This is a genomic window from Mycobacterium gordonae, from assembly GCF_017086405.1.
Taxonomy (GTDB): Bacteria; Actinomycetota; Actinomycetes; order Mycobacteriales; family Mycobacteriaceae; genus Mycobacterium; species Mycobacterium gordonae_D.
This window is the reverse complement of record NZ_CP070973.1, coordinates 6,206,014-6,224,258: the sequence shown is the minus strand read 5'-3', so window position 1 is coordinate 6,224,258 and position 18,245 is coordinate 6,206,014. Positions and strand designations below refer to the sequence as shown.

The 18,245-nt window shown below is 67.2% G+C and carries 17 protein-coding genes and 3 pseudogenes; 14 read left to right on the top strand and 6 right to left on the bottom strand.

Going from position 1 to position 18,245, the window contains the following annotated elements; genetic code table 11:
- The first annotated feature begins 2 nt into the window (after positions 1–2).
- From JX552_RS26650 to JX552_RS26640, 3 genes are read left to right on the top strand one after another with little or no spacing between them, the layout of a single operon-like run.
- On the top strand, positions 3–815 hold the full coding sequence (locus tag JX552_RS26650) for a coniferyl-alcohol dehydrogenase (protein ID WP_205874776.1): 813 nt from the start codon (positions 3–5) through the stop codon (positions 813–815).
- Positions 815–1,804, top strand: coding sequence for a cyclase family protein (locus JX552_RS26645; protein ID WP_205874775.1), 990 nt, complete (start codon positions 815–817; stop codon positions 1,802–1,804). The genes JX552_RS26650 and JX552_RS26645 overlap by 1 nt, the downstream gene beginning before the upstream one ends.
- Positions 1,804–2,622, top strand: a complete 819-nt coding sequence (locus JX552_RS26640; RefSeq protein WP_205874774.1) for an alpha/beta fold hydrolase — start codon at positions 1,804–1,806, stop codon at positions 2,620–2,622. The genes JX552_RS26645 and JX552_RS26640 overlap by 1 nt, the downstream gene beginning before the upstream one ends.
- A 51-nt stretch (positions 2,623–2,673) precedes the next feature.
- Here JX552_RS26640 and JX552_RS34305 read toward each other — a convergent pair.
- Positions 2,674–2,781 (bottom strand): annotated as a pseudogene (locus JX552_RS34305) (WS/DGAT domain-containing protein); the annotation flags it as partial.
- A 16-nt stretch (positions 2,782–2,797) separates the two neighbouring features.
- Between JX552_RS34305 and JX552_RS26630 the strand changes: the two are divergent.
- The gene (locus JX552_RS26630; RefSeq protein ID WP_205878707.1) at positions 2,798–3,028 is read left to right on the top strand and encodes an SDR family NAD(P)-dependent oxidoreductase; all 231 of its coding nucleotides are present in this window, start codon (positions 2,798–2,800) and stop codon (positions 3,026–3,028) included.
- A 1-nt stretch (position 3,029) separates the two neighbouring features.
- Here the strand turns inward: JX552_RS26630 and JX552_RS26625 are convergent, their stop codons facing one another.
- Positions 3,030–4,655 carry a multicopper oxidase family protein gene (locus JX552_RS26625; RefSeq protein ID WP_205874773.1) on the bottom strand — a complete coding sequence of 542 codons (1,626 nt, stop codon included), beginning with the start codon at positions 4,653–4,655 and terminating at the stop codon, positions 3,030–3,032.
- A 459-nt stretch (positions 4,656–5,114) separates the two neighbouring features.
- On the opposite strand from JX552_RS26625, the pseudogene JX552_RS34300 reads away from it, so the two are divergent.
- Positions 5,115–5,713: pseudogene (locus JX552_RS34300) on the top strand (PPE family protein).
- On the opposite strand, the gene JX552_RS26615 reads toward JX552_RS34300, so the two are convergent.
- The 4 genes and pseudogenes from JX552_RS26615 to JX552_RS26600 form a co-directional block, all read right to left on the bottom strand.
- On the bottom strand, positions 5,710–5,979 hold the full coding sequence (locus JX552_RS26615) for a hypothetical protein (RefSeq protein WP_205874771.1): 270 nt from the start codon (positions 5,977–5,979) through the stop codon (positions 5,710–5,712). The pseudogene JX552_RS34300 and the gene JX552_RS26615 overlap by 4 nt on opposite strands.
- 17 nt (positions 5,980–5,996) lie before the next feature.
- The gene (locus JX552_RS26610; protein WP_205874770.1) at positions 5,997–6,719 is read right to left on the bottom strand and encodes an SDR family NAD(P)-dependent oxidoreductase; all 723 of its coding nucleotides are present in this window, start codon (positions 6,717–6,719) and stop codon (positions 5,997–5,999) included.
- 15 nt (positions 6,720–6,734) lie between these two features.
- Positions 6,735–7,505, bottom strand: coding sequence for an SDR family oxidoreductase (locus tag JX552_RS26605; RefSeq protein WP_205874769.1), 771 nt, complete (start codon positions 7,503–7,505; stop codon positions 6,735–6,737).
- A gap of 86 nt (positions 7,506–7,591) precedes the next feature.
- Positions 7,592–10,334 (bottom strand): annotated as a pseudogene (locus JX552_RS26600) (helix-turn-helix transcriptional regulator).
- Between the two features lie 142 nt (positions 10,335–10,476).
- On the opposite strand from JX552_RS26600, the gene JX552_RS26595 reads away from it, so the two are divergent.
- The 9 genes from JX552_RS26595 to JX552_RS26555 all read left to right on the top strand — a co-directional run bounded on the left by JX552_RS26595 (position 10,477) and on the right by JX552_RS26555 (position 18,243).
- A complete protein-coding gene (locus JX552_RS26595) occupies positions 10,477–11,283 on the top strand; it encodes an SDR family NAD(P)-dependent oxidoreductase (RefSeq protein WP_205878706.1) in 807 nt (268 codons plus the stop codon).
- A gap of 96 nt (positions 11,284–11,379) precedes the next feature.
- Positions 11,380–12,204, top strand: a complete 825-nt coding sequence (locus tag JX552_RS26590) for an SDR family NAD(P)-dependent oxidoreductase (RefSeq protein ID WP_205878705.1) — start codon at positions 11,380–11,382, stop codon at positions 12,202–12,204.
- 11 nt (positions 12,205–12,215) lie between these two features.
- Entirely contained in the window at positions 12,216–12,602 is a 387-nt protein-coding gene (locus tag JX552_RS26585; RefSeq protein ID WP_205878704.1) for a DoxX family protein, read from the top strand.
- Between the two features lie 31 nt (positions 12,603–12,633).
- The gene (locus JX552_RS26580; protein WP_205874768.1) at positions 12,634–13,296 is read left to right on the top strand and encodes a TetR/AcrR family transcriptional regulator; all 663 of its coding nucleotides are present in this window, start codon (positions 12,634–12,636) and stop codon (positions 13,294–13,296) included.
- Positions 13,293–13,487, top strand: coding sequence for a ferredoxin (locus tag JX552_RS26575; RefSeq protein ID WP_205874767.1), 195 nt, complete (start codon positions 13,293–13,295; stop codon positions 13,485–13,487). The genes JX552_RS26580 and JX552_RS26575 overlap by 4 nt, the downstream gene beginning before the upstream one ends.
- Before the next feature lie 3 nt (positions 13,488–13,490).
- A complete protein-coding gene (locus JX552_RS26570) occupies positions 13,491–14,735 on the top strand; it encodes a cytochrome P450 (RefSeq protein ID WP_205874766.1) in 1,245 nt (414 codons plus the stop codon).
- 10 nt (positions 14,736–14,745) lie between these two features.
- Positions 14,746–15,906: an amidohydrolase family protein gene (locus tag JX552_RS26565; protein ID WP_205874765.1), complete on the top strand. Its 1,161-nt coding sequence runs from the start codon at positions 14,746–14,748 to the stop codon at positions 15,904–15,906.
- Positions 15,903–17,135, top strand: a complete 1,233-nt coding sequence (locus JX552_RS26560) for a M24 family metallopeptidase (protein ID WP_205874764.1) — start codon at positions 15,903–15,905, stop codon at positions 17,133–17,135. Before JX552_RS26565 ends, JX552_RS26560 begins: the two co-directional genes overlap by 4 nt.
- Entirely contained in the window at positions 17,125–18,243 is a 1,119-nt protein-coding gene (locus tag JX552_RS26555) for a M24 family metallopeptidase (RefSeq protein ID WP_205874763.1), read from the top strand. Before JX552_RS26560 ends, JX552_RS26555 begins: the two co-directional genes overlap by 11 nt.
- Positions 18,244–18,245: the final 2 nt, after the last annotated feature.

The window sequence follows — 18,245 nt, the reverse complement described above, 5'->3', positions numbered from 1 at the left end:
CGTTGGCCCGAATCGACGAATTGTGGCGCTACGACGGTCGCCATGCCGTGGTGACCGGATGTGCGTCGGGTATCGGCGCGCAGGTGGCGCATCAGCTCGGCGAACTCGGTGCCCGGGTGACCGGACTGGACCTGCGTCCCGCGTTGGGGGTCAACGACTTCCGCGAGGTCGACCTGTCCGATCCGGCGTCCATCGACAGCGCCGTCGCGTCCATCGAAGACCCGGTGGACGCGCTGTTCAACGTTGCTGGTGTGTCTTCGGGGATCGGTGACCCGCTGAAGGTGGTCACGATCAACTTCCTGGGGCTGCGGCATCTGACCGAAGTGTTAATCCCGCGAATGCCTGCGGGGTCGTCGATCGTGAGCGTGTCGTCGCTGGCCGCGGCGGCCTACCGGGAGCACGGACAACAGGTCGCCCCGCTGCTGCGGACGGCGACGATGCAAGAGGGCGTGCGCTGGTGTGCACACCACCCCGACGCGCTCGGCACGGGTTACCAACTGTCCAAGGAAGCGATCATTCTCTACACCATGCGCAGCGCCGTCGGACTCGGGAAGCGGGGCATCCGAATCAACTGCACCGGGCCCGGGGTCACCGAGACCCCGATCCTGCACCAGCTGCGCGACGCATACGGACCGGCCTACCTCGACGACATCGCCAAGCCGCTGGGACGGGTCAGCGACCCGGCCGAGCAGGCCGCGGTGCTGGTGTTCCTCAACAGCCGGGCAGCCAGCTACATTTCGGGTCAAGTGGTGTGGACCGACGGCGGAACGGTGGGCGCCGCCATCGGCGCCGAACTGGAGGAAGGACGGGCCTGATGGCTTCCATGACCGACTTCCGGCGGGCCGCCGAGGATCTCCGCAACTGGGGCAGGTGGGGCCCGGACGACGAACTGGGCACCCTGAACTTCATCACCCCCGAAAAGGTCCGCCAGGCTGCCGGCCTGGTCCGGCACGGCAAGGTCTTCCCGCTCGGCGTGGACTTCGGCTCATCCGGGCCGCAGGGTGCTTTCGGTTTCCGGCACAACCCCATTCACGTCATGACAGTGGACGGCGGCGATGCGGACTCGCTGGCGCGATACGGGCCGGGCTGGGACAAGAATCCGACCGCCGCGCAGCTGAGCAGTTACCTGGCCGATAATCCGTTCCGGTTCAACGACGACATGGTGATCATGCCGCTGCAAGCCGCCACGCAATGGGATGCCCTGTCCCACGTGTATTACGAGGACAAGCTCTACAACGGCTTTCCCGCCGATTCGGTGACCAGCCTGGGCGCCTTCCACTGCGGCATCGACAAGGTGGACGTCAAGGGCATCACCTCGCGTGGGGTGCTGCTGGACCTGGTGCGCCACCGTGGTGCGGAGGTGTTCCTCGAACACGGAAATCCGATCATGCCGGCGGAATTGGACGACGTAGCACGGGCCCAGGGCGTGACGATCAGCAGCGGTGACATCGTACTGATCCGAACCGGTTGGTGGGCACGGTTTCTCATGACCGGCGACAAGATCGAGCCCTACTCCGGGCTGGACTGGAGCTGCGCCCGCTGGCTGCACGACAACGAGGTCGCGGCGGTTGCCGCCGACAACCTTCAGGTTGAGGATCCAGTGTCGGGTGTCGAAGGATTGTTTCTGCCGTTCCATCTGCTCTGCCTGCGCGACATGGGGTTGATGCTCGGCGAGTACTGGGATCTCACCGCGCTGGCCGAAGACTGTGCCGCCGACGGCGTGTACGAGTTCCAGCTGATCGCGCCGCCGCTGAGGTTCACCGGCGCTGTCGGTTCCCCGGTGAATCCGATCGCCATCAAGTGATGGAGATACACCGCAGGACCGTCGAGGTCGACGGCCTCGTCACGAGTTACCTGGAGGCCGGCGCCGGCGAGCCCGTCGTATTGCTGCATGGCGGTGAGTTCGGGGCCAGCGCGGAGCTGGGCTGGGAACGCAGTATCGGCGCTCTGGCCACCCGACACCGGGTGCTGGCGCCCGATCAGCTCGGCTTCGGCCAGTCGGCGAAAGTCATCGACTTCGTCAACAGCCGCGCCATGCGGATCCGCCACGTGGCGCGGTTCTGTCAGCTGCTCGGTATCGAGAGTGCGCATTTCGCCGGGAACTCCATGGGCGCCATCAATCTGCTCAGCGACGCCACCGCGGAGGAGCCGCTGCTACCCGTGCGCAGCATGGCGATCATCTGCGGCGGTGGAGAAATTCAGCAGAACCACCACTTCGACGCCCTGCAGCACTACGACGCAACGCTGCCCGCGATGCGCAACATCGTCGAGGCGTTGTTCTGCGACGCCGGGTATCCGGCCGACGAGGACTACGTGTGGCGCCGCTTCGAATCCAGCACCGCACCCGGCGCGTGGGAAGCGGTGGCTGCGGCGCGCTTCCGCCGCCCGAACGCGGCGGCACCCGGGGCGCCGTCCAGTACCCGGGCCTACGAGCGGATTCGGGTGCCGACGCTGATCGTCGAGGGGAGTGGCGACAAACTCCTGCCGCCCGGGTGGGCGGGGCAGATCGCGGACCAGATCGTCGGCGGCCGCTCGGTGGTCGTCGACGATGCCGGGCACTGCCCGCAGATCGAGCAGGCGCCGGTGGTCAACGAGCTGCTGTTGGACTTTTTCCGACGATAGCGGGTCAGCGGTGCGCGTCGTCGTGGTCCGCGCGTCGGGCAGCGCGCCGAGTGCCTGGGTGAATCCCTCCGCGATCTCCCTGATGTCGGGCACGTGGTCGCCGCACGCCTGCATGCCGACGGTCATTTCGTCGCCATAGCTCCAGCCGGTGAAGTTCAGGCCCTAGGGATACACCATCGGAAAGTTCATCGAGCACGAACCCGTCGATCACTTCCGGGCGGTGCTCGACGTGAACCTGGTGGGGGTGTTCAACAGGATCCAGGCGGTCATTCCCGCGATGCGGGCCTCCGGCGGCGGCTCGATTGTCAATATCTCTTCCACCGCAAGTCTTTTCGGGCTGGCCTTCACCGCCGACTGCGGAGCGTCGAAGTGGGGGGCCGCCATGAAATGCGCGATGGGACGGTGACTCAGAAAACGTAGTCGATTCGCGTCTGCATGCCGGCCTCTTGGTGATAGGTGTTGTGGCAGTGCATCACCCAGGTGCCCGGATTGTCGGCGACGAGCACGGCGCGCAGCTTCTGATTGGGGAGCACGATGACGGTGTCTTTGCGGGCACCGAGCGTGCCATCGGGCCTGATCACCTGAAAAGTGTGACCGTGCAGGTGCATCGGGTGCCACATCATCGTGGTGTTGTCGAAGGTGAGCGTGGTGTGCTCGCCCTCATGGACCTGCAGCGGTTTCGTCCTGCTGTACGGCTCTCCGTTGATCGTCCAGTCGTACCTGGCCATCGTGCCGCCCAGAACGACGGGCAGGTCTAGCCGGGGATCGGGACGGCCGAGATTGGCGGCGGTGACCGCGGTGAACATCTCGACGGTGCCGACCCGGCGGGTGAGTTCACTGGGCCGGAACTGGGGGTCGGGTGGGCTGCCCTTGCCGGTCACCAGCAACGAGCGGGCCACCGCGTTCTTGCCTTCGGCGGAGGCTACCAGTGGGAACACGCCGTCAGCGGCGGTCACCACCACGTCGTAGCGCTCGGCCATGCCCACTAACAAGGCGTCCACCGGTGCCGGGAGCACCGGGAAGCCGTCGGTGTGGGTGACGGTCATCGAATGCCCGGCCAACGCGACGCGGAATGCGGTGTCCGAGGCGGTGTTGATGATGCGGATCCGGATGCGTTGGCCCGGCTTGGCGTTGAAAGTGGTGGCGGCCTCGGGGACCCGTCCGTTGATCAGGTAGTAGGGGTAAGCGATGTCCCCAGCGTCGCCGCCGAGCAGGTCGCTCTTGCCAACCTCACCCATGCCGGGCATTCCCGGCATGGGGCCGGCCGGGCTGGTCGGGCTGGAGGACGTGGAAGTGGTAGTGCCCGTCGGGGTTCGGCCTGTCGTCGAAGGTTCCGCCGAACTGGTAGTCGTAGTCGTCGTCGGAGTTACCGGGGACTCCGGGGCGGGCGGCTTGTTAATCAGCGCGTCGTAGAGCTGCTGGGGGGACTTGCCGACGCCATCCGTCCAATCATCAAGGACGACAATCCATTCGGTGTCGTAGCGCCCCACGTCGGTCGGATCGTCGACGATGAACGGCAGGTAGAGGCCCTTGTCGCTGTCCAGCCCCGTGTGCGGATGCGCCCAGTAGGTGCCGGAGTTCGGCACCGAGAATCGATACGTGAAATCCTGTCCCGCGGGGATGTTCGGAGTGGCGGGTTCAGCCCCGTCCATATCGTTACGCAGCGCAATACCGTGCCAATGGACCGACGTCGGGTGGTCGAGCTTGTTCGAGACGGAGACGACGACCTCGTCTCCCACCGTCGCTCGTAGCAGTGGCCCCGGGATGGTGTCGCCGTAGGCCAGCGTGTCTACGATCCGGCCACCGATGTCGACCTTGGCGGGTTGTGGTGTCAGGCTCGCGGTCACGGTACGTCCGCTGTGCGGGCGCGCGGCTTCGGCCGCGTCGATAGCGGCGGCCATCGGCGAGTTCGCTGTCTTCGATCGACCGCATCCGGCCAGCGCGAACCCACCGGCGATTCCGGCGGCGATGAAGCCGCGCCTGCTCAGGCGGGCCGTGTCAAAGGGGTTGACGCTTGTCGGCATGGCCGGCATTGACTGCTCCCTCCTTTGAGTTGTGGCGATCGTGGAGAACGCGTCTCCCACCCTGCTCAGATCCGGGGCATACCGCAACCCGCCCTACCTCCGAGCTCCGTCCACGATACCCCGGACGGGTATATCGAGTGGCAGCTGCCCGCAAGCCGCCGCGTCCTTATGGCTGGTGATCGAGATCCAACGCCACCATCGAGCCACCCCGGCCGCGCCAACTGGTCCTCGGGCACTGCGTCCAGGAGCGCATCCAGCGGCAGCGGAGGAATCAACTCCCCGTTGGAGTTTCATGTGAGTTCCGTCAGCGCCGGCCGAACCTCGATAACCTTGACTTAACGCGAGGTTAACGAAAGATGAACACAAACCACAGCGTCGGGTAACCGGTGAACCGCATGATGACAGACAACTGTCACTCCGGCAACGCGGAGCGACCGGGTGCCCGGCAAGCCGCTCGGAGGTAACGGCATGGATTTCGGAGAGGTTTGCCCGGAAGTCATTTCCGGGCGAATGCACGCCGGTCCTCGAACCCGGTCGCTGCTGCATGCGGCCGACGCCTGGGAGCGGCTGGCTGACGAGCTCAACGACACGGTGGCCTCGTATCGCGCCGCCATCTCGGCCCTGACCGGCGATGGCTGGCGGGGCGCCGCAGCGGAGGAGATGGCAGCCGCCACCGCGCCGTACCTGCGCTGGCTGGCCCGGACCGCCGCGAAGGCCGATGAGATCGCCGGTCAGGCCAGGGCGGCCGCCGGCGCTTTCGAAGACACCTTCGCCGCGATCGTGCCGCCGCCTGCGATCGACTCCAACCGAACCCGGCTGGCTGCGCTAGCCGCCACCAACCCACCGGTCACGACACACCGGAGATCGCTGCCCTCGAGGCCGACTACGGCGAGATGTGGGCGCAGAATGCGGCCGCGATGTACCGCTACGCCGCGGCCTCGTCGACCGCCACGACGCTGCCGACACTGGAGCCTCCGCTGCTGGGCTACAACATGCCGGCGCTGATGGGCTCCGACGACGACACCGCACCGGAGATGCTGGCTCCCGCGCTGCCGGCGATCCCCTAGGCGCTGAGAAGCCTTGCGCGCCCGGTGCGTTCGGCCGCGGCGAATTCCGTGATCGCCCGGTTGCTGCGGCAGTGCAAGTTCAGCTCGCCCGTGCGTGCATTCGCGTCGGCCATCAGTTCACCGACCAGCATGACCTCGACCGGTACTGCCACGGCTGCGGCCACGCCGGTGCGGATAACCGCGGCGATCGGCCGGGGCACGGTGGTCGGCAGATTGGTCGTACCCCCCAGCTGGGGCGGGGTGGCAATGGGTGTTGTCCGGGCCATCGCCTGAGTGCACAGGCTCAGACCGCCGCACCCCCGCCGTCGACGTGCAGTGTCGAGCCGGTGATGAAGCTGGCCCGCGGCGAGCTGAGGAACAGCACCGCCTCGGCGATCTCGGCCGCGTAGGCGGTGCGGCCCAGCGGCAGCGCCTTGCCCAGTTCGTCGTTGACGTCACCCCATTCGGCCGCGACGCCGGCGGTGCGAGTGGGTCCGGGTGCCACGCTGTTGACCCGGACCCCGCTCGCCCCGAACTCCGCGGCCCAGGTCCGGGTCAGGGATTCCAGTGCGGCTTTCGAGGCGCTGTACCCCGACGCGCCCGGAATCCCTTTGAAGGCAGCCATACTGGTGATATTGACGATGCTGCCCCGGCCGCGTTGCAGCATGCCCGGCACCAAGCCCGCGACCAGGAAGTAGGCGCCGCGGACGTTGGTGTCGAACATCCCCTCGAAAGCATGCGGGACTTGGTCGACGGTCAGCGCCGACGGGAAAGTGGCGGCGTTGTTGACGATGATGTCGACCTCCCCGCACCGCTGTACCAATGCACTCACCGACTCCGCGTCGCCCATGTCGACCGGAATGAACCGCGCGCCGGCGCCGATGGCCTCCGCCGCCCGCTCACCCCGGGCCTGGTCGCGACCGGAGATGACGACAGTCGCGCCTTCGCTGGCGAGCAGCCGCGCGGATTCCAGTCCGATGCCGGCTGTTCCCCCGGTGACGATCGCGGTGTGGTCGATCAGTTCCATCGGGTCCGGGTCCCCTCAGTGCGCTGCGCCGGACAGGTGGGCTTTGGCCCAGTCTTTGAAGTGGGTCTCGTAGATCGTGACATCTTCGCCGTCGATCGGAACGATGCTGCGGTCGTCGAGTGCGGCGCCGAAGTACTGGGCCGACGGGTCGGTGACCACTTCGCGGGAATCACCATGAGCGGCAAGCGCATTACGCGCCAGGTCGTCCATGCCGAACTTGTCCGGCCCGGCGACGTTGGTGGTCCCGTTGAGTGGCCGGTTGATCGCCGCCTGTGTGACCGCGGTGGCAACATCCTTGGCGGCGATGGGTTGGATGGCGGCATCGTGCGACAGGCGGACCGTGTTGCCGTCGGTCGCCGAATCGACTATTCCCATTGCGAACTCGAAGAACTGGGTCGCTCGTACGATCGAGTACGGGGCACCGGATTCGGTGATCAGCTTCTCCTGGGCCGCCTTTGCGCGCAGATAACCGCTGCCCGGCACCCGGTCGGTGCCGACGATCGAGAGTGCGACGTGGTGGCCGACGCCGGCGGCCCGCTCCGCCTCGAGCAGGTTCCGGGTCGAGGTGGTGAAGAAGTTCATCACGTCGTCGTCGGTCCACGACGGCGCGTTGGACACGTCGACCACGACGTCCACGCCGGCCATCGCCGCAGCGACGCCCTCACCGGTCACGCTGTTGACGCCGGAGCTCGGCGAGGCCGCGACGGCGTCGTGCCCCAGCTCGGTCAGGTTGGCGACCACCTGCGATCCGATCAGCCCGGTCCCACCGATTACCAAAATCTTCATTGCCCCGCCTTTCAAGATCTCCCGATGAACTGGCTTACCCAGCATCACCCGCCCCGTGGGCCGATCGAGCCCTTGAAAGTCCGTAGTCAGTCCGTAGCGGCGTTGCGTAGTTGCCGGCGCGACTTGATGCCGAGCTTGGCGAACACCTTCCGCAGGTGCCACTCCACCGTGTGGGTGCTGATGAACAACTGGGCGGCGATCTCGGGGTTGGTCAGCCCCTCACCGGCCAGCTTGGCGATCTGCGCCTCCTGAGCGGTCAGTTCACCGGCGGGCGTGCTCGAGCGCTTGCTCGCCTTCTGCCCGGTCACGAGCAGCTCGCGGCGGGCCCGCTCGGCGAAGGCCTGGGCGCCCATCCCGGTGAACATCTCGTGGGCGGTGTGCAGCTGGGCGCGGGCATCGACGCGGCGATTGCAGCGACGCAGCCATTCCCCGTACACAAGATGGGCGCGGGCCAGCTGCACGGCCATTCTGGTGTTGCTCAGGTGTCCGATGGCGTCGCGGTACAGACTTTCGGCTCTCGTTTCCTCGGCCAGCAAGGCCTGCGACAGGGCCAAAACACCTCGTGCCCAATCAGTTCCGCTATTGCGCGCGCGTTCTTCCAGCTGGGCCAGCGCAGCACCCGCCGCTTGGAGATCACCGCTTCGCGCACCGGCTTCGATGAGCTCGACCAGGCACCAGCCGTACAGGCCGAGGTCTTCGTCCTCGCACGCCTGCCGCGCCGCGCTGAACGCCTCCTCGTAGCGACCCAGTCCGTTGTACAGCACGGCGACAGCGAAATTCGTCAGACCGACGACTCGTCCTTCGCCGCGTGCGACGCCGTCGCGGCGCGCAGACTCGATCAGGGTCGAGGCTTGCGATTCGTCGCCCCGCAACGCCGCCAGCAATACCGAGTGATACTTGACCGGCGCGTAGCCGGTGGCGGTCGTGATGGCATCGGCCTCCTCGATCAGTGCCGTGGCCGCGGCGAACTCACCCGCCTGCACATGGACGCCGGCCCGATAGACCAGAGCCAGCGGCAAGACGGCCAGTGCTCCGGCGCCCCTGGCGAGGCGCACCGCGTGGGTGGCCAGTTGATGCCAGACGTCGTCGTCCCAGAGCTCGTGAGCCGCCGACTCCTGCACGATCGGGAAGGCCTGCCAGAACCATCGCATGATCTCTGTGCCCCCGCGCTCGGCTTCCGTGCGGATCAATGCGAGCGCGTCGCGCAGGGTCGCCAGGCTCGCGGCGTGACCGTCGGTGGCCCGGATGGCGATCCCGTCCAGCAGCAGGTCGACTGCCCGGGCCGGATTCGGTCCGAGTGGCGCGGCGCGCGCGGCCGCCGCCGTCATCCGGATGCCGCCGTGTGGACACAGGCGGCCGCCGAAGAGTGCCGCCCCCACTGCCTCCAGGTAGGTCTCGCGCGACTGGGCGATATCGAGGGTGGCGAGTTGGCGTGCGGCATCCAGCAGACCGATGGCGGCTTCGGACACGGTCGGTGCGTCGGCGTCGCCGCTGCGGCTCCGGGCGAAGGCGATCTGAGCGCGCAGTCGAGTCAGCCGGGCCCGCTGCACATCGTCCAATGACACCGACGCGGCCGACTCCGCGATGGTCAGCAACTCGTCGGCGGCGTCGAACGCCGCGGTGTCACGCTTGGTCTGGGCCGCGGCCAGTGCCCGGGCCGCGCGCCTGACCGGGTCGGCGCTCAGTTGGGTGGCCCGCTCCAGGAACGCCGCAGCGGCCGCCACCCCGCCTCTGGCCTGGCTCGCGCTCGGCGGAGAGTTCCAGTTGGACGGCGACCGACTCGTCGGGCCCGGTCGCCGCGATGGCGAGGTGCCAGGCGCGACGGTCGGGATCGGCCGAGCCGTCGGTCGCCTCGGCCAGCGCCCGATGCGCGCGCCGGCGTTCCGGCAGATCCGCGGCGCGGTAGGCGGCGGAACGAACCAGCGGATGACGGAACCGCACCGTCGTCCCCACGTCGATCAACCCGGCCGCCTCGGCCCCTTCGGCCGCGTCGCGCGGTATGCCCAGCAACTCGGCGGCCCGCATCAGCAACACCGCGTCACCGACCGGTTCGGCCGCTGCGGTCAACAGCAGTCGCTGGGTGTGACCCGACAACCGTTCGATCCGGCGCAGGAAGGTTTGCTCGATCTGCCCGGCCAGCGGTCGCGCATCCGGCGGCCCGAATCCGCCGGCCAACTCCTCGGTCGTCAATCCTTTGGGCAGTTCCAGCAGGGCCAGGGGGTTCCCGCGGGTTTCCGCGACGATGCGATCACGCACCTGGTTGTCCAGCCGGCCCAGGACGGCCGAGTCCAGCAACGCGCGCGCGTCACCGGAATTGAGTCCCTGCAGCGTCAGCTCGGGCAGGCCGGTCAACTCGTCGTCGTCGAACCCGTCCCGGATGGCGAACACCAGACACACGGGTTCGGCGACCAGGCGGCGCGCGACGAATGCCAACGTCTGGGCCGAGACGCGGTCGATCCACTGCGCGTCGTCAATCAGGAACAGCAGCGGCTTGCCCGTGGCGGCGCTGCCGATCAAATTCAGCACCGCCAGGCCGACCAGGAAGCGGTCCGGAGCGGGGCCCGCCCTTCGCCCGAGGGCGATCTCGAGTGCGTCCTGTTGCGGGGCGGGCAGCTCGTCGAGGCAGTCCAGCAGCGGCACACAGAGCTGATGCAGCGCCGCGAATGCCAATTCCATCTCTGATTCGACGCCGGCCACGCGGGCGGTCCGGAAACCCCGCGCGCACTCGGCGACGAAGTCCACGAGCGCCGTCTTGCCGATGCCGGCTTCACCGCGCAGGACGAGCACCTGACTCTCGCCCGAGCGGGCACGAGACGTCAACCGCTGCAGGGCCGTGCATTCCGCGCGCCGCCCCCGTAAACGCAATGCATGAACAGTGTTGATCACTTGGACGTCGACCTTACCGACCGTACCCGCGGAGTGTTTAAATCAACTGCTTGACTTGATAACGTGGCCCCGATTGACTCGACGGGTGGGCAACGAACTGCTGGACAAGGTCGTCATCGTCACCGGAGCGGCCTCCGGCCTCGGCCGCGGGATAGCCCAGCGGTTCGCCGCCGAAGGGGCGCGGGTGGTCATCGCCGACATCGACACCGACGGCGGCGAGGCACTGGCCACCGCTCTGGGGCCGGACGCCCTGTTCGTGCGCACGGACGTTTCCGATCCCGACCAGGTCGGTGCGTTGGTCGCGGCGGCGGTCGCGCGATTCGGCGGGCTGCACGTCATGGTGAACAACGCCGGCGTCTCGGGAACCCTGCGCCGCCTGCTCGACGACGACCTGTCCGACTTCCACCGGGTCATGGGGGTCAACGTCCTCGGGGTGCTGGCAGGCACCCGAGATGCTGCGCGGCACATGGCGATTCATGGCGGCGGATCGATCATTAACCTGACCTCGATCGGCGGCATCCAGGCCGGAGGCGGGGTGATGACCTACCGCGCATCCAAGGCCGCCGTCATCCAGTTCACCAAGTCTGCTGCAATCGAATTGGCGCAGTATGAGATTCGGGTGAACGCCATCGCGCCGGGCAATATCCCGACACCGATTCTGGCCTCGTCGGCCGGGGATCTAGATCCTATGGAGATCGAGCGATTCGAGGCCCGGATTCGTCAGGGGATGCGAGACGATCGGCCGTTGAAGCGGGAAGGCACACCCGACGACGTCGCCGAGGCGGCCCTGTATCTGGCGACCGAGCGATCGCGCTACGTGACGGGGATTGTGTTGCCGGTCGACGGCGGAACCGTCGCCGGCAAGGTGAATCGGCCGCGCGGGCCGCGGTAGCCCCGGCGCACGCTTTTGGGTCCAGATTGCCGTCAGGGTGGTGGTTGGGTGGACAATCACGACCATCAGGGCGATTTCGGCGCGGAAGGGTCAGCCATGGACGGATTTGCCGGAACGGTCGCAGTGATCACCGGAGCCGGTTCGGGCATCGGCAGAGCGCTGGCGCTGGAATTGGCCCGCTACGGAGCGCGACTGGCGATCAGCGATGTCGATGTCGAGGGACTCGGACAGACCGAGGCGCTGATCCGGCGGATCGGCGCGCCGGTACGGACCGACCGCCTCGACGTCACCGAACGCGAGGCTTTCCTCGCCTATGCCGACAGTGTGAACGCCCACTTCGGGATCGTGCACCAGATCTACAACATCGCGGGCATCGCCTTCCTCGGCGACATCGAGGTCAGCCAGTTCAAAGACATTGAAAAGGTGATGGATGTCGACTATTGGGGCGTTGTCAACGGAACAAAGGCTTTTCTTCCGCACCTGATCGCGTCCGGCGACGGCCATGTGGTGAACATGTCCAGCATGTTCGGCCTGTTCGGAGTTCCGGGCCAGGCTGCTTACAACTCAGCCAAATTCGCGGTGCGCGGCTTCACCGAGGCGCTGCGCCAGGAGATGGCGATTGCCGGCCACCCGGTCGCCGTGACGGTCGTACACCCCGGGTTCGTCAAAACGGGAATCGCGGCCAACGCCGGACACGTGGAGGGGCTCGACAAAGAAGCCGGGGTCCGGGTCTTCAACAAGCTCGCGATCACCAGCGCCGAACGTGCCGCGCGGATCATCTTGAAGGCGGTCCGCAAGAAGAAGGCGCGGGTGGTAGTGGGTCCGGACGCCAAAGCCTATGAACTGCTGGTGCGACTGGCACCGGCGGGCTACCAGCGCATCCTCGGGCCCTTGACGGCGCGCTTCCAATCCGGGAGATAGGGGCATCCGTGCTGCGGACTTTGGCGCGTGTCCTCCTCGGGGTGTTTCTGTCCTTCGCCGGCCTGGCTCACCTGAGCTTCGCCCGTGCCTCTTTCTACGCCCAGGTGCCGCACTGGTTGCCACTGGATGCGGACTTCGTGGTGATCGCTTCCGGCGTGGTGGAAATCGTTCTGGGAGTGAGCCTGCTGGCGCTGACGCGGTGGCGGGCCGCGGTGGGATGGGTCGTCGCGATCTTCTTTGTGCTGGTTTTTCCGGGCAATATCGCTCAATTCATTTCTCACCGGGATGCCTTCGGCCTCGACTCGGATCTTGCGCGCGGCATCCGCCTGCTGTTCCAGCCGCTGCTGGTGATCTGGGCACTCTGGTGCACCGGCGCCTGGTTTAAATCAATCGCTTGACTTAACCTGCAGGGCGCGGTTGACTGTCGGTATGACCACAGTCGGGCGTGCTGTCCGTGGCGACCGGGCCAGCTCCACGCAGGAGGCGATCCTCGCCGCGGCCGAGCGGTTGTTCGCCGAACACGGGGTGTTCGCGGTGTCCAACCGGCAGGTCAGCGAGGCCGCTGGACAGGGCAATAACGCCGCGGTCGGCTATCACTTCGGCACCAAGGCCGACCTGGTCCGGGCCATCGAGGAGAAGCATCGCGGACCCGTCGAGCAATTGCGCGAGCAGATGGTGGCCGCGCTGCCCGCGTCGGCCGGGATGCGGGAGTGGGTGGCCTGCCTGGTCTGCCCGCTCACCGAGCATCTGGAGGACCTCGGCAACCCCACCTGGTACGCCCGGTTCGCCGCGCAGGCCATGACCGACCCGGCGTATCACAACATCGTCGTCAAGGATGCGCTCAGCTCGTCGTCTCTGGTGCAGGTCATCGACGGCATCAACAGCTGCCTACCGGAACTTCCGGTGGCGGTCCGATTCGAGCGAAACATCATGGCACGCAACCTGTTGATGCATACCTGCGCGGATCTGGAACGGGCCCTGGCCGAAGGCACCTCGATGCCGCGCCCATCCTGGCGGGCGGCCGCAACCGGGCTCATCGACGCCATCGTCGGGTTGTGGCTGGCACCGGTCACTGCGGAGCCGGCGCCATGAAAGTCCATGTCGACCAGAATGTTTGCGCGTCCTCGGGGAACTGCGTGATGAACGCGCCCGAGATCTTCGATCAACGCGACGAGGACGGCGTCGTGGTGTTGGTCAACCCGAGTCCACCCGCCGATCAGGCCGAGGCCACTCGCAAAGCCGCCGCTCTCTGCCCGGCTCTGGCCATCCAGATTGAGGAGTGAGCCGTGTCCGAGACCCTGGCGAGCACCACCCCGGAAACGGCCGCCGACGTTCCCGTGTACCCGATGCCCCGCGCGGCCGGTTGCCCGTTCGCCCCACCGCCTGGGGTGATGGCCCTGGCCGAGGCCAGGCCGCTGTCGCGGGTGCGCATCTGGGACGGCAGCACGCCGTGGCTCATCACGGGTTACGAGCAGTGCCGCGAACTGTTTTCCGACTCCCGGGTCAGCGTCGACGATCGAGAGCCCGGCTTCCCGCACTGGAACGCCGGGATGCTGGCGACGGTGCACAAGCGCCCTCGGTCGGTATTCACCGCGGACGGCGAGGAGCACACGCGATTTCGGCGGATGTTGTCCAAGCCGTTCACCTTTCGGCGGGTCGAAGGACTTCGGCTGGCCATTCAGCAGATCACCGACGAGCACATCGACGCGATGCTGGCCGGGCCGAAGCCGGCCGACTTCGTCACGGCGATCGGGTTGCCGGTGCCGTCGTTGGTGATCAGTCAGCTGCTCGGTGTCCCCTACGCGGACGCCGAGATGTTTCAGCACCACGCCAATGTGGGGCTGGCGCGGTACGCATCCGGCGAGGACACCGTCAAAGGCGCCGTGAGCCTGAACAAGTACCTGGCTCAACTCGTCGAAGCCAAGATGGAAAGCCCGGCCGAGGACGCGGTGTCCGATCTCGCCGAGCGCGTCAACGCCGGTGAGCTCAGCGTCAAGGAGGCAGCTCAACTGGCCACCGGGCTGTTGATTGCCGGGCACGAGACCACCGCGAACATGCTCGGGCTGGGAGTGCTTGCGCTGCTGCAGAATCCGGACCAGTTGCCGGCCATCCGCGACGCCGGCGATCCCAAGATCGTCGCCAACGCGGTCGAGGAACTGCTGCGCTACCTCAGCATCATCCAGAACGGTCAACGCCGGGTCGCCGTCGAGGACATCGCGATCGCCGGCCAGGTGATCCGCGCCGGAGAGGGCATCATCATCGACCTGGCCCCGGCGAACTGGGATCACGACGCCTTCACCGACCCCGAGCGGCTGTACCTGCACCGCTCCGGCGCCGACCGCAACGTCGCCTTCGGCTACGGCCGCCACCAGTGCGTCGGCCAGCAGCTGGCCCGCGCCGAAATGCAGATCGTCTTCCGCACCCTGTTCCGGCGCGTTTCCACCCTGCAGTTGGCCGCTGGGATCGAAGACATTCCGTTCAAGCACGACCGCCTCGCCTACGGCGTCTACGAACTTCCCGTCACCTGGTAACGAAAGGTCGATGATGACGAGCACGCTTTATCCGCCCAAAGGCTTCGGGGCGCCCAAAGATCGAACGGGGCACGCGCTGGGCAGCGACGTCGGCCTTCCGACCGGAACCGAGGTGTTCTCGGCCGACAACCACATCTCACTGGCCGCCGACATCTTCTACGAACGGTTCCCCGAAGACCTGAAAGACAAAGCCCCCCGAATCTGGTATGAGAAAGGCGCGTATCAGGTTGGGCGCAAGGGCCAGTCGTTCCTGCCGGGTGACTTCAGTGCCGTGCTGATGCAGTACGACGACCTGCCGGGGGCAGCCAGCACCAACATCGAGGCCAGGATTCAGGAGCTGCGCGAGGACGGCGTCGACAAGGAACTCGCCTTTCCCAACGCGGTCCTGGCGCTGTTCCACTACCCGGACAAGAAGCTTCGCGAACTCACCTTCCGCATCTACAACGAGTACATCGCCGAGTTGCAGGAGCGGTCGGGCGGCCACTTCTACGGCGCCGGTCTGATCAACTGGTGGGATCCGGAGGGCACCCGCCGCACCTTGGCTGAACTGAAATCCTTGGGACTGCGGACATTTCTGATGCCCCTGAACCCCGGCAAAGACGACGACGGCAATCCGATCGACTACTCCTGCACATCGATGAGCGCCGTCTGGGATGAGATCGAGGCCGCCGGCCTGCCGGTCACGCACCACATCGGCGAAACGCCGCCGAAGAGCCCGTGTGAGTTCAACAGCGTCGTCGTCGGCATGATGATCAACATCGACGGCTTCCGGGAAACGTTCTCCAAGTACATCTTCGGCGGAATCCTCGATCAGCACCCGGCGCTGCGGATCGGCTGGTTCGAGGGCGGGATCGCCTGGGTGCCGTGGGCTCTGCAGGATGCCGAGCACCTGGTGGCGTCTTATCAGCACATGTTCAACCGGCCGTTGGAACACGATGTCCGCTACTACTGGGACACCCACATGAGTGCCTCGTTCATGGTTGATCCGCTGGGCCTGGAGCTGATCGACCGGATCGGGGTCGACAAGGTGATGTGGTCGTCGGACTACCCACACAATGAAAGCACCTACGGTTACTCCGAGAAGTCCCTGGCGGCCGTCGTCGAGGCCGTCGGCCCGGACAACGCGACCCGGATCGTCAGCGGCAACATCAGGGAATTCCTGGGCCTATGACCACTTTCGCGCAACACGGCAGCGAGTTGGCGATACCGGAGACGCCCGACCTGTCCCGGATGCGCCGAGAAACCGGAGCGCGGCTGCGTGCGGCGATGACCGAGCGTGGTGTCGACGCCCTGGTGCTGCTGGGCAACAACGCGGTGGTCTATGCCACCGGCACTAGCTGGCCACTGGGTGATGCCGGTCTGTCGTACGTCGAGCGACCGGTGGCGGTGGTGCTCGCCGACGACAAGTGGCCGCATCTGTTCCTGCCGTTCCGCGAGGGCGCCGCGCAGGAGTCCGAATTGCCGGCCGACCACCTGCACGGCCCGGTCTACCTCGAATTCGACGAGGGGGTAACCGATTTCGCGCGGTTCCTGGCGGACCTGGTGCCGGGCGGCGCGACCGTCGCCGCCGACGAATTGACCGGTGCGATGTCGCGTGCACGGATGACGCTGTTCCCCAACGGCTTTCCGATCGACGCCGCCGCGGTGATCAGCGCCGCCAAGGTCATCAAGACACCGGACGAACTGGCGTGCATTCGCACGGCGGTACGTATCACCGACGAGGCGATGGTCGAGGTCCACAAAGCCCTGGCCCCCGGGATCCGGCAGATCGACCTGTCGGCACGCTTCGTGCGCCGCGCCTTCGAACTGGGCGCCATGACCAGCATGCTCGAGCCGATCTGGCAGGTGATGCCGCGCAGCAGGGCCGAGGGTGTCTGGACCACCCACGGGGATCTGGCCCTGCCGTTGCTGAGCACCGAACGCGAACTGGCCAGGGGTGACGTGCTGTGGACGGACGTCAGCATCACCTACGCCGGTTATTGCTCCGACTTCGGCCGGACCTGGATCGTCGGACAGGATCCCTCGCCACGCCAGCAGGCGCAGTTCCAGCGGTGGCGGGCCGTCATGGACGCCGTGGTGGGTGTGGCCCGCGCGGGAGCGACCGCCGCCGACCTCGGCCGCGCGGCGATCGCGGCCAACGGTGGCGCCCGGCCCTGGCTGCCGCACTTCTACCTGGGCCACGGGATCGGCGTCAATGCGGCCGAAATGCCGATGATCGGAACGGATCTCGGCGAGGAGTTCGACGAGAACTTCGTCCTGCGGCCGGGCATGGTGCTGGTGCTGGAGCCGGTGGTGTGGGAAGACGGCACCGGCGGATACCGCAGTGAAGAGGTGCTGGTGATCACCGAGGAAGGCTCGATCCGATTAACCGACTACCCCTATGACCCGTATGTCGACTGAAGTCCTGCCCGACGCACGGACGTTGCGCCTCGGGCGCCGGGAGCGCGCGCTGGCCCAGATGGCCGCTTACGACCTGGATGTGCTGGTGCTCGGCCGGCAGGCCAACGTCCGTTACGTGACCGGGGCACCACAACTCTGGGTGGCCGGGACACGGCCGTTCGGGCCCTCGTGTGTGCTGGTGCGGGCCACGGGTGCCGTCCATCTGCTCAGTACCTGGGACGAGGGCATACCCGAGGACATCCCGCACGAGAATCTGTACGGCATCTCCTGGAATCCGGCCAACACCATCGCCGCGCTGAGCCGCATCAATGGTGCGTCCGCCGCCCGCCGGGTTGGAACCGATGCGCTGTCACCGGTTTTCGCGCAACTGCTGCCGACCGCGTTTCCCGACGCGGAACTGGTCGACGGAGAACTCGCCATGCGCGCGGCGCGGCGGATCAAGACCGCCGAGGAGATCGGCGCGCTGCGGGAATCGATCGCGGTGGCCGAGTCCGGCCTGGCGGCCGCGGTTTCCGAACTGCGGCCCGGGGTGAGCGAGCAGGAACTGGCCGGGGTGCTGCTGGAGGCGGTGGCCGCCGGCGGCGTCAGCACCCCGTCGAATCAGGATGTGGCCTGGGTGACCTCGCGCGAGCATCCCTGGCGGCGTGCCACGGGGGACGGCCACGTGCAGTCCGGGGACCTGGTGGCGCTGTCGGCCGGCGTCCTGGCCGGTGGATACATCGGGGAGGTGGGGCGCACCTGGCCGGTCGGAGACGTCACCGGCGCGGCGGGCCTGTTCGGCCGGTGGGACCGGCTGTGGGACATGCTGATTGCCGTGTGCCAACCGGGTGCAGGAGCTGGTGAGCTGCTGGCGGCCTACGCCGCCGCGGGTGAGCCGGCGCCGCCCATGCCGGTGGCCCGGGGCCTGGGCATGGGCTTCGACCCGCCGGTGATCTCCGCACGCCTGCCCCGCACCGCGGACTCCGAGCGGCTCGAGGCGGGTATGGTGCTCGCTGTCACCGGCTACGTCTGGGAACAGGGGCTCGGTGCGGTGTTCGGCCGCGAAGCGGTGCTGATCACCGCCGACGGCCCGGAGGTGCTGACCGCCAGCGCATTCTGGCGGGCCTAGGT